The sequence below is a fragment of the Eubacterium sulci ATCC 35585 genome, from assembly GCA_001189495.1.
Lineage (GTDB): Bacteria > Bacillota > Clostridia > Peptostreptococcales > Anaerovoracaceae > Eubacterium_B > Eubacterium_B sulci.
Window position 1 is genome coordinate 15,282 of the sequence record CP012068.1, and the last position, 13,754, is coordinate 29,035.

General features: G+C 43.3%; 13 protein-coding genes and 1 pseudogene. All 14 read right to left on the bottom strand.

The genetic code is table 11. The annotated features are described in order from the left end of the window. Window positions 1-8: 8 nt before the first annotated feature. Complete coding sequence (locus ADJ67_00070; GenBank protein ID AKT46265.1) at window positions 9-1,220, bottom strand: precorrin-6Y C5,15-methyltransferase; 1,212 nt, start codon at window positions 1,218-1,220, stop codon at window positions 9-11. Next, window positions 1,217-1,957, bottom strand: coding sequence for a hypothetical protein (locus ADJ67_00075; GenBank protein AKT46266.1), 741 nt, complete (start codon window positions 1,955-1,957; stop codon window positions 1,217-1,219). The genes ADJ67_00070 and ADJ67_00075 overlap by 4 nt, the downstream gene beginning before the upstream one ends. Continuing rightward, the gene (locus ADJ67_00080; GenBank protein AKT46267.1) at window positions 1,938-2,684 is read right to left on the bottom strand and encodes a precorrin-3B C17-methyltransferase; all 747 of its coding nucleotides are present in this window, start codon (window positions 2,682-2,684) and stop codon (window positions 1,938-1,940) included. The genes ADJ67_00075 and ADJ67_00080 overlap by 20 nt, the downstream gene beginning before the upstream one ends. 1 nt (window position 2,685) lies before the next feature. Beyond that, entirely contained in the window at window positions 2,686-3,759 is a 1,074-nt protein-coding gene (locus tag ADJ67_00085) for a hypothetical protein (GenBank protein ID AKT46268.1), read from the bottom strand. Then, the gene (gene cbiF, locus ADJ67_00090; protein ID AKT46269.1) at window positions 3,756-4,511 is read right to left on the bottom strand and encodes a cobalt-precorrin-4 C(11)-methyltransferase; all 756 of its coding nucleotides are present in this window, start codon (window positions 4,509-4,511) and stop codon (window positions 3,756-3,758) included. The genes ADJ67_00085 and cbiF overlap by 4 nt, the downstream gene beginning before the upstream one ends. Before the next feature lie 98 nt (window positions 4,512-4,609). Then, window positions 4,610-5,773, bottom strand: coding sequence for a cobalt-precorrin-6A synthase (locus tag ADJ67_00095; protein AKT46270.1), 1,164 nt, complete (start codon window positions 5,771-5,773; stop codon window positions 4,610-4,612). Between the two features lie 182 nt (window positions 5,774-5,955). Next, window positions 5,956-6,489: pseudogene (locus tag ADJ67_00100) on the bottom strand (hypothetical protein). 44 nt (window positions 6,490-6,533) lie between these two features. Beyond that, window positions 6,534-7,427: a sirohydrochlorin cobaltochelatase gene (locus ADJ67_00105; protein AKT46271.1), complete on the bottom strand. Its 894-nt coding sequence runs from the start codon at window positions 7,425-7,427 to the stop codon at window positions 6,534-6,536. 485 nt (window positions 7,428-7,912) lie between these two features. Continuing rightward, window positions 7,913-8,113 (bottom strand): 50S ribosomal protein L31, encoded by a 201-nt coding sequence (locus tag ADJ67_00110; protein ID AKT46272.1) that lies wholly within the window; start codon window positions 8,111-8,113, stop codon window positions 7,913-7,915. A 172-nt stretch (window positions 8,114-8,285) separates the two neighbouring features. After that, window positions 8,286-8,597 (bottom strand): hypothetical protein, encoded by a 312-nt coding sequence (locus tag ADJ67_00115; GenBank protein AKT46273.1) that lies wholly within the window; start codon window positions 8,595-8,597, stop codon window positions 8,286-8,288. Window positions 8,598-8,624: 27 nt separating this feature from the next. Further along, window positions 8,625-9,527, bottom strand: a complete 903-nt coding sequence (locus ADJ67_00120; GenBank protein ID AKT46274.1) for a hypothetical protein — start codon at window positions 9,525-9,527, stop codon at window positions 8,625-8,627. After that, entirely contained in the window at window positions 9,524-10,567 is a 1,044-nt protein-coding gene (locus ADJ67_00125; protein ID AKT46275.1) for a membrane protein, read from the bottom strand. The genes ADJ67_00120 and ADJ67_00125 overlap by 4 nt, the downstream gene beginning before the upstream one ends. A 9-nt stretch (window positions 10,568-10,576) precedes the next feature. Then, window positions 10,577-11,986 (bottom strand): transcription termination factor Rho, encoded by a 1,410-nt coding sequence (locus tag ADJ67_00130; GenBank protein AKT46276.1) that lies wholly within the window; start codon window positions 11,984-11,986, stop codon window positions 10,577-10,579. A gap of 270 nt (window positions 11,987-12,256) precedes the next feature. Beyond that, complete coding sequence (locus ADJ67_00135) at window positions 12,257-13,651, bottom strand: asparaginyl-tRNA synthetase (protein AKT46277.1); 1,395 nt, start codon at window positions 13,649-13,651, stop codon at window positions 12,257-12,259. Between the last annotated feature and the right edge of the window lie 103 nt (window positions 13,652-13,754).

Below are 13,754 nucleotides of genomic sequence, written 5' to 3' on the forward strand. Positions count from 1 at the left end.
AATTACTCCTATCTCACGGGAGTTCCCATGACTATAAATATAGGGTTTCCACCTATCATCATGTGAAGCTTTCCTACTGGCCTATCATTGCTAAAGCTTACCTGAGTGATGCTCACATCATAGCCAAGCCTTACAAGCTCTGTAGTCGCCTCTCCAAGACTTTCAATAGCAATAGCTGAGATACAGATTCTAGCTTTGCTATTCTTCTCCTTTATGAATTCCAAAATTGGACTCATATTGCCCCTAGTACCACCGATAAACACCGCATCTGGTGCTGGCAGTCCCTCTAGGGCCTCTGGTGCCTTACCCTCAATAACCTTGAGATTCCAAGCACCTAGCTTTTTTCTATTAATATCAATTAGCTCACAGCCCTCTGGCACGCACTCAATTGCGTAAACCTTGCCCTCATTTGCTGCAAGAGCCATTTCAACTGATACGCTTCCAGTTCCCGCTCCAACATCCCAAACGGTTTCTCCCTCTTTGATGCCTAGCTTTGATAGAATTACGGAGCGAACCTCCTGCTTTGTCATAGGAACCTTGCCCCTTGTAAATGACTCATCGTCAAATCCCGATGTACGTCTTGGCTTAATTTCAAGCTTTTCGCAGAGTACAACCGCAAGTGTATCAAAGTCCTGATCAACAAAATCAGAAGCTTTTCCGTGCCAAATATGCTCATCGCTATATGAGAGTCTTTCTGCTATTGTGACTTCATGGTCTCCAAGACCAGCCTCTGTTAGCTCCATGCAAAGGTTCTTTGGCTTTAGTGCCCCACCTGTCAAAAAGTAAGCCGGTTTTCCCTTCAGCAAAGCTGTAACTGCACTGCAATCGACTCCATGAGCCGAGAACAAATTCCAGTCGTGCCAAGGTCTCTGAAGTCTTGCAGAAAGCATCTGAACACTTGAAATTCCTGGAAGAACCTGAACCTCTGCACCCTTTCCCTCAAGGAGAGGAAGCAGGCTTCGGCATCCCGAATAGAAACCTGAATCTCCACTGTATGCAATGGCTACGCTTTTTAGCTTTTCGTCACTTTCAGCGTCTATGACCTGCGCAATATCCTTTGCTAGAATTGCTGGCACCTTGCGAGCCTCAAACTCATCACCAAGGTCCTCTAAAAGCCTTGGTGCACCAATAATCAAATCTGCATTTTTCAATGCATCCAAGGCTACAGCCGTAGCTCCTTTGCTAGTGCCACAGCCCATGCCTATAAGATAAATCTTCATTTCATCCTCCTGCAAAGCTCAAAAAGCTCATCCGCGGAAAGTCCCTCTTCCTTTGGCCTTTCGATTACAAGTATAGGAACCTTGCATTTTTCAGCTGCAGTAAGCTTCTCATCAAAGCCTCCCGCCCTGCCACTATTCTTTGTAACCATATAATCTATGTCAAACTGCTCTATCAAAGCGATATTAAGCGACTCAACAAAAGGTCCCTGCACCGCTATGATGTTGCGATGAGGAATCTCAGCCTCCTCACAGAGCCTTATGCTATCGCCTGTTGGAAGCACTCTAGGGTAAAGTCTTTCAGGACCCAAAACCATGTATTTGTGAAGGTCCTTTGAGCCGGTAGTGAGCATGATTCTGCCCTCTTTTTCCCGGAGCCAATCTATCGCTTCCTCGGTAGTTTTTACACTGATTATGTAACTTGATTCATCCATGCCAGTCTCTCTTCTCTTGAGTCTGTAATACGGAATTCCCGCAGCCTCACAAGCAGAGCGAATATTCTCTGTAGCTATGACAGCATAAGGATGGGTTGCATCTATGCAAAGGTCGTGCTTCAGCATTAGCTCACGCATTTCCTCCTCGGTTTTGCGCCCTACGCTAACCTCTATGCCTTCAGCCTCGCCCTGCTCCTCGCCACCGTATTCAGTCGCCACGTAAACGCTGACATCTATTCCGATTTCCGCAAGTCTTTTTGATATCTCGCGACCATCGGAAGTACCGCTAAACAAACATATCTTCATGCTTTTCGTATCCTCTTGGTGTTACCATCTTACCATCTACAAGCTTTGTCTGTGATGATCCGATAAACACTGTTGTAAACATATCAATAGGCTCATTATCAAGCTCCTTGAGTGTGCAGATTCTGTACTCTTCACCCTCTCTGCCAATGTTCTTAACCCAGCCACAAACCGTGTCTTCGCTTCTATGCTTGAGCATGATATTGCAAGCCGTTGTTAGATGCTCGATACGTTTCTTTGATCTAGGGTTATATAGGCATGTGATGAAGTCTCCCTCTGCCGCAAGCTCTAGTCTCTTCACAATCAATTCCCATGGTGTCAAAAGATCTGAAAGTGAAATCACGCAGAAATCGTGTCCCACTGGTGCGCCAAGAACCGCTGCTCCTGAAATTGCAGCTGTAATTCCTGGAACAACCTCAACCTCAACATCCTTATAGCTGTGAAGTAGCTGTAGCAAAAGGCCAGCCATTCCATAAACACCAGAATCTCCACTGCAGACCATGGCAACAGTCTTTCCTGACTGAGCTGTTTCTAGCGCCCATTTGCAACGATCAATTTCCTTCTTCATAGGTGTAGTAAAGGTTTCCTTCTCTGGAAACATTGAAGTTATAAGGTCTACATACACCGTATATCCACAGATGACATCTGACTTTTCAATAGCGCAAATAGCCTCTTCAGTCATCATTTCTTTTCCACCCGGTCCTAATCCAACCGCATAAACTTTTGTCATTTTACAATCTCCAATCTAAATTCAGTGGCGCTGTAGCAATCGCCATAGTCACGCCATTTTTCGCCATTTTCCTATTTACAATTACTCCGCCAGAGCCGCAAATTGCACTTCTTTCACATACATTATCAACACCTGTTATCTTGCGAACAAAATCTGATCCTGAAAACTCTCCCTCTACTGCAGATAGCTCATCAGCTGAAAAAGTCTTAAATTCTAGCCCATGCTTTTTGCAAAAGCTGATAAGTCCCTCCTCATCCTTCTTTAGGTCTATACTACAAACAAGACAGATTGCATCAGCTGATATATCCGACTTGCTCATGAATTCCTCAAAGCATTCCTCTATCGCAGTCTCAGGAGTTCCTCTCCTGCACCCAACTCCAAGATAGGCAATCTGCGGTACTGCAACAAGGCACTTTTCATTCGCCCTCTCTATCTTTGATTTATCTATACTTACGAGCACATTAGGCCTCTCATCAAAGCCAGCTTCACCTTTGGTGTTCTCCATCTCGCTATCGTTTTGACCACTCAAAACTCTGAGCTGCACATTCTTTGGTACCTGTCCTGCTATCTCGTAGTCGCTTACAAAATCAATCTTTTCGCCTGCAAGCAGTGCCGATGATATAACTACGATTCTATCAGACCTCAAAATCTTGCAATTATTCTTCTTTGTCCAAAGGTCAATCGCAAACACACCTTGAACATCGGTAGCCGTTGTTATTACTGGATTTGCTTCAGCTATTTCAGCAACCAAATGCGTCAGCTCGTTTCCGCCACCTAGATGTCCAGAGAGAACAGAAATTGCATTGTTTCCCTTCTCATCTATAACAACTACAGCAGGATCTTTGACCTTGCTAGCCACATGGGGAGCTATCGCTCTTATGGCAATGCCCATGGCTCCAACAAATATCAGAGCATCAGCTTCCTTAAAGCCTTTGCTTGCAAAATCTGAAAGGGAAAGCGGTTTTCCACACCTCGAAGCCTGAGCATCCATCCCTTTTTGATTGAGTCCACTAGCAATCTTTTCTGCAAGTGACTGCCCATTGTCCGTAAAAGAGATTAAAAAAACCCTCTTCACTTGCTTGCCTCACGATACTCTGTTGTGAACCCTGGATGGTATAGCAGGCTGCGCTTGTACTCATCTCCTAGGAAGTCACCTACCATGATAAGCGCTGTCTTTGTTACGCCGTTCTCCTTTGCTGTCTGAGCAAGAGTTCCTACTGTACATCTATAGCTTCTCTCCTCTGGCCATGTAGCCTTGTAGACGATAGCCGCAGGTGTGTCCTCAGTATATGCACCCTTGAGGAGTTCCTCCTGAACCTTATCTAGAAGCGATGATGATAGGAATATTACCATCGTTGCTCCAGCCTGTGCTAGAAGATGCATTTTTTCCTTCTCAGGCACAGGTGTACGTCCTTCCATTCTTGTAATGATAACCGTCTGAGTTACATCTGGAAGCGTATACTCAGCATTTATTGCTGCTGCTGCTCCACAAAAGCTTGAAACTCCCGGTATATACTCGTATGAAATCTGAAGCTCATCGAGCAAATCCATCTGCTCACGTATTGCACCGTAAAGACAAGGGTCACCTGTATGAAGTCTAACAGTCATTCTTCCCTGCATTTCTACACGCTTTATTACGTCTATAACCTCTTCGAGTGTCATCTTTGCACTGTCATAAATCTCACAACCCTCTTTTGCCATTTTTAGCAAAGCTGGATTTACCAAGCTTCCGGCATATATTATACAGTCAGCCTCGCCAAGTAGCCTCGCGCCTCTCAGCGTTATTAGATCCTCTCCACCAGGACCTGCCCCCACGAAATTAACCATAAAATCCTCCTTAATTCCCATATATCATAAAGTACATACCCATTTACCCTGCAGCCTTGCAGTATTCAGCAAACATCTATGTAGCAACCAATCAAATTCTAGTATTCGAGTTTAATGTTAGCCTTTTTCTCGCTATTCCACTCGTCAATAATCTCCTTAGCCCCTTCGCTAACACCTAGAAGTCCGTATTCATTTGAGAAAGTACAAACCCCTATTTTTAGCTCATCTTTGACTCTTCTATTAAGAACCTTCTGAATGGATGAAACTATGCTCTCCATCACTTTTTCTCTCATATTTTCCTTGTCGAGAATCTCTATACAAGCATCTGTCGTTGCCGCTTTCATTATCTCTCTGCCAAGCTCTCCGCTTCCGCCACACATTATCGTATGCGCACAGAAAATTTCCTTACGGCAATCTGCACTCCTTGAGTGCGTATTCATTATAGAGCCTGCGACCTTGACCATCTTTCCGATATGCCCTATGAGAAGAACTCTCTCAAAGTCCTCTGCAACCGCCATATCAAGTGCCTCCCCTAGGAAGTTGGAAAACTTAACGCTAGGTATTCCATAGGTTTCCACGTGCTCGTTTGCAACAAAGCTTTCGCCGTAGTTTCCTGGTATCAAAATCAGGTCCTTAGATTCTACAGCAGCCTGTCTCATCGTCACCTCAATTGTAGCAACCAGAGCTTGCATGCTCATCGGCTCAACTATTCCAGATGTTCCTAGGATAGATATTCCTCCCTCTACTCCTATCATGGAGTTAAAGGTTCTCTTAGCTGCCTCAATGCCTTCAGGCACCGAGATTATAACTCTAATTCCTCCCTCATAGCCGTAGTCCTCGCATACGCTTTCTACTGCCTCTTTGATCATACGGCGAGGCGTACTGTTTATTGCAGCATTGCCAACAGGCTGGTCTAGCCCAGGCTTTGTTACTCTTCCTACGCCCTCGCCGCCGTCAATTTCAATCTCTTTATTGTCTATCTTTGATACCGTCGCATATACGCGTATTCCGTCTGTTACATCGGCATCGTCTCCTGCATCCTTGATTATGCTGCTCCAAGCATCGTCCCCACCTGTTCCAAAATCTGCTAGCGGAACATCAACGCGTATACCCTTTCCTGTCATGAGTCCGACAGTTTCAGGGGCCTTGCCACTGAGCATCAAAATAGTAGCTCCCGTTGCAGCAAGTGCCGCACAGGTCCCTGTTGTGTACCCACAGCGCAATTTTTGATTTCCTGAACGCAGGTAGTGTTCAAATCCCATGAGAATCCTCCATGCCTAGCTTTTTCTGTTTATGCAAGCCTTTGCTCGCTCTAATATTATACCCTAGTATGCTTTTATCTAGCAGATTTTTTCTTTTTTGTACGTCCTAGTCCAATGATTATACCAGCTACCAAAACAACTCCTACCACTGCACATAGAATTACAACAGTGTAATCCTTTTTTACTGCTCCCTCAGGTAGTGTGTCTGCTAGGAAAACTATCTGGTGGTCATACCATTTCTGCTTTCTTTTGCTGAAGCTTGTGCACTCTACAGGTGCGTTTAGCTTATCCACTGAAACCTCGTAGGTATACTTATCGTCTACGATTTTAAACTCTGCGTACTTTGACTCGTCAGCCTTAACAGCTTCTTCGCCTGTTCCCATGAAAAGTCTTAGATATCCCTTTCCATTAAGCGTCAAAACTGCAGTCATCTTGCCATCTTTTACAGTCAGCTTTGCTTTTATGATATTAAACATTGATGAATCGCTTTCAACTTCGATGTCATATGTTCCGTCTTTGATGTCTTTTCCAGTAAGCTCCTTTAAATCCGGATTTGATACGTCTGTTCTAGCTCCTTTTTCGCTGTCCTGTGCGACCTGGTCGCTAGTCGACTTTGTCTCTGCGTATACGTCGTTCTTAAAAAGAACAGCCGATGTTTCGAGAACACCGGCTGTTACAACGCAGAGAGTAAGTAAGAAAATTACTAGTTTCTTCATTTGCTCTCCTTTAAAATTCTTGCCTAAATTTTTTCGAATTCATCTTATTTGAGTGAATCGATAGCTGCCTTTAAATGCTCTAGATAGATTTTCTGGATGTCATAATTCTGTCCTAGTCCTCTTAGAACTGGCTTAACTTCAAATCCTGCTGCCTTGAACTTTGTTGCCCAGCTATCTTCCTCATCACCAGCCATATCGTTGTTTGCGTGATCGCCTGCAACTACCATAAGTGGCTGAAGGATAACTCTCTTGTACTTTCCGCTTTCCTTTACCTGAGCGATAAGATCGTCAACTGAAGGTTTAGCCTCTACTGTTCCAACGAAGTAATCGTTGTATCCAGCTGCCTTTAGCTTCTCCTGCATAGTTGCGTAAACCTTATTTGATTCAGCTTCTGTTCCATGTCCCATGAAGCAGATTGCTGTCTCTCCATCAAGGTATTCCTTAGTATCATTTGTGATTGCTGCGATAACCTGCTTATAGTCTTCATCGCTTGTTAGAAGTGGCTCGCCAAGAGCAATCTTGTCAAACTTATCCTTGTACTTATCAAGTTCCTTCTTAAGATCGTTATACTCAAGACCGTTCATAAGGTGTGTAGGCTGAACAATTAGAGTCTTAACTCCATTTGCAACAGCTCTATCAAGTGCCTGCTTTACATTGTCAATCTCGATATTCTCTTCCTTCTTGAGCTTGTCGATTATGATCTGAGCAGTGAACGCTCTGCGTACCTGATAATCAGGGTAAGCTTCTCTGATTGCATCTTCAATCGCACCGATAGTCACGTGTCTGCTGTTGCTGTAGCTTGTACCAAAGCTAACAACCAAAATTTCCTTATCGCTTGAAGCTTTTGCATTTCCGCTGTCCTTCTTCTCTCCGCATCCTGTCAAAAGCATTGACATTGAGAGAACCGCGATAACTACTACAGATAATAATTTCTTCATACATTCCTCCTATTGTACAAAAAAGCGAAACAACTAAATAGGGATACCTCGCCCTAAGCAAAGCATCCCCGTAATTTATCAGTCAAACTCATAAAATCCAAGACACCAATTACTCGTGGCGGTCATCTTACAGTCTAGGCAGGTCTCCTGGCTCACGGCATATATTATCACGCCTTCCCACATCCGAGGATGCAGTGGCATCTGTGTTTTAACCGTTTACAGTGACGAGTTCGCACAGGATTTACACCTGTTTCCCTTTTCACTAGAATTGCTCAAGTCTTTGATTTATATGTATCAAATTTATATGTATCAAAGCGAGATTTCTTACTAGCACCTAAACAAATATTAAGTTGTTTATATTTATATACGAATAATATCATTTCCTCGATAATTTTGCAATCACTTTGTCATTTAATCACAAAACTTAAACCACGTAAAAAGCTCTCCCAAATGGAGAGCTTCGTTTCTTATGTGTATAGGTCAAATTAGTCGATATTGTACTTGTTCTTGAACTTCTCAACACGTCCACCACGGTTGATGAACTTCTGCTGACCTGTAAAGAACGGATGGCACGCTGAGCAAACTTCTAGTCTTAGCTCTGGCTTAGTAGACTTAGTTACAAATGTGTTTCCGCATGCGCAAGTTACTTTACATTCCACATAATCAGGATGGATTCCTTCCTTCATGCTTGTACCTCTTTCCTGCTCAGGTCTCCCCGTGCATATATTTACTGATATTACAGCTCTATTATTGTATCACAGCAATAAGGGCTGTGCAAGATAGCAATTATAAAAATATTTTCTATTTGTTTTTAGTAAGGCTTTGTCTCATAGGATTTTAAACAGATATTTATTTATATTATTTTTTGAATTTATCACTATTTATACATACAAGAGTAAATATAACAATACCTCCAAAAACAACCCATGGAAATACGATAGCGATTATATTATTAATATATAGCCCAAAATCAAATGCTAATAAACAAAGAGCCATTCCTGTAAGAGTTTTACTAATAAATCTACCTATTTTCTCCATATCATAGACATTTCGTTCTTCGACTGACATAGTGTTAAACCCTGCTAATAACCAAAGTCCTTTGCCTCTTTTGAGAAAAAAGGCAATTATAATCAGTATTATGGCAAAAACGATTACAGGTATATATTGCATTTTATCCTCCAATCCGCCAATCCATTACTACTTTGACTTCTTAGCAAAGACAATTCTATCTCTATTTGCTAGATCCTTGAGCACCCTTATCGATGTGAAATCTCCGTTTCTAGATAGAAGCCCGCTCACAGCTTCGCCCTGATCATGACCTATCTCGAGCAGTAAAACGCCGCCCTTTCGCAGGTGACCACCTACTCCGCTCACAATTCTCTCATGGAAATCAAGTCCGCTTTCTCCACCATCAAGTGCGGAAAGCGGCTCGTGTTCACAGACCTCTTTCTGCAGAGTCGGGATTACTGAAGACTTGATGTACGGAGGGTTAGAGATAATCATGTCAAACTTTTGCTTGCGGAAGTGCTTTGAAAAAGGCTTAAAAAGATCGCCCTGCTCAAACTTCACGGATTTTGCAACACCGTGCTTTTGCGCGTTCTCCTTGGCTACTTTGATTGCCCCTTCACTGATATCAGAGCAAGTTACATTAACCTTGTTAGCAATTCTAGCTAGCGAAACACCTATAGCACCGCTGCCTGTACAAAGATCAAGTATATCCCATTCCTTGCGCTTTACATCCATGTCCTCCCCGCGAAGAGTTCCCGTATTTATTATCTCTAGCGCATCCTCAACGAGCGTCTCCGTATCCTGCCTTGGAATGAGCACGTTTTCGTTCACTATGAACTCAAGGCCCATGAATTCCTGGCTTCCCATGATGTATTGAACAGGCTCTCCCTTACTTCGTCTATCAATCAACTCAAAATACTTATCGCAAAGTCTATCCTGAAGTACTTCCTGATATTCTAGGATGATTTTTGAAAATGGAATGTCCATCATGTAACAGTATAGAATTTTGCAATCACGCGTGGCATCTGCGATATCGCTGTCCATGAGCTGCTTTTCACCCATGGTTAACATTTCTTTGACTAATAGACTCATTCCTTATTTCCTTCTCGCTCTATATGTCTTTCCTCAATCAAATTCGCGTCCTTGTCACAAATTCCCTCAATATAAGGTGTTTCCTTTGGTACTAGAACCGCCTTCATCGAAGCTATTGCAACCTCTAGCTGCTCATTTGTCGGCTCCTTTGTTGTCAGCTTCTGAAGCAGAATTCCTGGCATGCTCATCATCTTAACAAGCGTTCCATCGCTTCTTCCTGCCCACTTGAGCACCTCGTACGAAAGCCCTGCAACAACTGGTATCAAGACAATTCTCGACAATATTCTCATCAGCAGATTAGGCCACCCAAGCATAGAGAACAAAATCAAACTTATGACCATGACAAACATCAAAAAGCTCGTTCCACAGCGCGGATGAAGTGTGTAAAAGCTCTGCGCGTTCTCAGGTGTAAGCTCAAGCCCATTCTCAAAGCAGTGAATCGTCTTGTGCTCTGAGCCGTGATACTGAAAGGTTACGCGAATGTCCTCCATCTTACTTATCAAAAGTATATATCCTATGAACATCAAAATTCTCAAAAGTCCCTCAGCGAGATTGAGCAAAATATGATTCTTTGTCACCTTACCGAGTAAGTTTACGACCACGGTTGGAAACAGCACGAAAGCAAGCACACTCACAGCGATTGCTATCAAAACCGAGACGTAAATCATCAGGTTCCAAACAGCCTTTTCTCCGAAGTGTTTAACTAGCCACGACTCTAGTTTGCCAGGCTTTGCCTCCTCAGCAGCCTCAGTGCCTTCCTCGTCCATCGTATATGCCTCAAGCACATCAGCTGAATATATCAAAGTCTTCATGCCTATTACCATGGAGCTAAAAAACGAAACCACTCCGCGGACAATAGGAATCTTGGCCCAGCGTCCGATAGGCTTTATCGGCTGAGTCTTTATGTGAATTCTGCCGTCAGGAACACGCATCGCAATCGCCATGCGATCAGTTCCGCGCATCATCACGCCTCCCATTACCGCCTGTCCTCCAATAGAAGTAGGGCAAGCATCCTTCAAAAAAATCTTACTTAAATCCATTAAATCCCCTTACATGTATTTCTTCTGGTCCTGTCCCAGGATCTTCTTAATAACCTGAATGAAGTTCTTGTTGTTCGTTGTATTTGCAAGATTATCTATGATAATCTCTGAAACCTCATGCGGATTTACATTTGATAGAGCTCTTCTCATAGTCCAAATTGCCTCAAGCTCAGCCTGAGTCATCAAAAGATCCTCTCGCCTTGTACCGGATCTGTTAAGGTCAAAGGCAGGGAAAATCCTCTTCTCGGAAAGCTTACGGTCAAGATGTAGCTCCATATTACCTGTACCCTTGAATTCCTCGTATATAACATCGTCCATTCTAGAACCTGTCTCAACAAGAGCTGTTGCAAGTATTGTGATGCTTCCGCCCTCCTCGACATTACGAGCAGCTCCAAAGAACTTCTTAGGCTTGTAAAGCGCACTCGGATCAAGACCACCTGAGAGTGTCCTTCCTGAAGTTGGCTCAACAAGGTTATATGCTCTTGCAAGTCTAGTGATACTATCCAGCAAAATTACTACGTCCTTCTTATGCTCAGCAAGTCTCTTGGCTCTAGCTAGAACCATCTCGGCAACCTTGACGTGATGCTGAGGTCTCTCATCAAAAGTAGAATATATTACCTCGCCGCTGCTAAGCGAACGTTTCATATCCGTTACTTCCTCAGGTCTTTCATCAACTAGGAATACGATTAGCTCAACGTCGGGGTGATTTTGCTCTATGCTATTTGCGATTCTCTTTAGAAGCGTTGTCTTACCAGCCTTTGGCGGTGCGACAATAAGTCCTCTCTGACCCTTTCCTATAGGAGAAATCAGGTCGATAAGTCTCATAGAAAGGTCCTTTGATGTTCTCTCAAGTGTGAGCCTCTCCTGAGGGAATATAGGCGTTAAATCCTCAAAGTCCGGCCTCTTTATGGCAATTCCCGGCTCTTCATCGTTTACTGTCTTAACATAGAGCAGAGCACCGAATCTTTCTCCATCATTTGGCAGTCTTGAAATTCCGCAAACTTTATCACCCGTCTTCAGATTAAATCTTCTGATCTGAGTAGGTGAAACATAGATATCCTTGTCGCTAGTAAGGAAGTTATTAAATCTCAAAAATCCAAAGCCGTCCTCAGCAATTTCAAGTATACCGCAAACCTCAGGTCTTGGCCTAGAATCGCGTATTTCCTTTGCTGTAAGCTTTTGCTCGGCATCTGCATCGGAAGCCTCTATATCATCAATTTTCGGCTCAATAGCATCCAAAGAATCGCTACTACCTTCCTTGGAAGCAGTCTCCTCAGCCTCTACAGCAGGCGTCTCCTCAGCCTCCTCAGGCTTGACCTTGCGAGGTCTTCCCCTCTTCTTAGGTGCAGGAGCACTCTCTTCTTCAGTAAGCTTTTCCTCGATTGCTTCGCTTTCAATCAAAATTTTACTCTTTGCCATAAATCAAAACCTAGGCTTACGCCTCCCTTTCTGACACAAACTCATCGCATATATTAAACTAATCAAAACTCGTCTGGAAATACACGGTCTGAACCGACCGCTCAAAGGTAATAATATGATTCCTAATTATATTACATTTGAAATCAAAATGTAACCCCAAAATTCAAGTTAAAAGTATGCAAAAATTAAAAAACTGCCCCACCAAAGCCATCAATCTAGCTTTGATAAAGCAGCTATAAATTCATATATTTTCTCTGAGTATACTTGCCTCTAGAACTCTGCACTCTTAGGAGTTCTTGGGAATGGGATTACGTCTCTGATGTTGCTTACACCTGTGAGATACATTACCATTCTCTCAAATCCAAGTCCGTAGCCAGCGTGCTTAACACCACCGTACTTACGAAGATCTAGGTACCAGCTGTAATCCTTAGCGTCAAGTCCCATAGCCTCCATTCGGCTTGTTAGAACATCGATACGTTCTTCTCTCTGGCTTCCGCCGATGATTTCGCCAACGCCCGGAACGAGAAGGTCGCAAGCAGCAACAGTCTTGTTGTCGTCGTTTACTCTCATGTAGAAGGCCTTGATATCCTTAGGATAATCTGTTACGAACAGCGGCTTCTTGAAAATCTCCTCTGTCAAATAACGCTCGTGCTCTGTCTGAAGGTCGATTCCCCACTCTACTGGATACTGGAACTCCTTGCCTGACTTCTGAAGAAGTTCAACAGCCTCAGTATATGTAACCCTGCCAAAGTCTGATGAAACAATGCCATGTAGACGCTCCAGCAGTCCCTTATCAACAAACTTGTTAAAGAACTCCATCTCCTCAGGTGCATGCTCAAGCACGTAGTTGATTATGTACTTAACCATAGCCTCTGCAAGCTGCATGTTATCCTCAAGATCAGCAAAAGCAATCTCAGGCTCTATCATCCAAAACTCTGAAGCATGTCTTGCTGTGTTTGAATTCTCAGCACGGAATGTAGGTCCAAATGTGTAGATGTTTCTGAAAGCCATAGCGTAAGCCTCACCCTCAAGCTGTCCGCTTACTGTAAGCCCTGTGTGCTTTCCGAAGAAATCCTGACTATAATCTATCTGACCCTCTTCAGTTCTTGGAATATTATCTAAATCAAGCGTTGTAATCTGGAACATCTCGCCAGCACCCTCAGCATCACTACCTGTTATAATTGGTGTGTGAGTGTAAACAAAGTTCTGATCCTGGAAGAACTTATGAATAGCATAAGCCGCAATTGATCTAACACGGAAAACCGCTGAGAACAGGTTGCTCCTTGGTCTTAGATGCGCAATCTCACGCAAAAACTCTACTGAATGACGCTTCTTCTGAAGTGGATAATCCGCATCAGTGTCCGCCTCTATCAAAACCTCCTCAGCCTTAATCTCAAACGGTTGCTTCGCATCCGGAGTAAGCTCTAGTTTTCCCCTTACGCAAAGCGCAGCTGAAACCTTAGCCTTGCCTATCTCATCAAAATTAGCAAGCTTATCTGCCTCATAAACTATCTGAACAGGTGTGAAAAAGCTACCATCATTCAGCTCGATAAACCCAAATTTATTGGAATTTCGATTAGTTCTCACCCAACCTCTAACCGTAACTTCCTTGCCCGCATATTCTGCTGTGTTTCTGTGTAATTCTCTTAGCTGAATTGACTCCATATCTTTCCATCCTTTTAATTTATTTGATTAACTAGTTCATCAAAGCATCTTAGAATCAAAAAATCCCACTTTGCATGACAACATCCAATCAGTGGGATTTATT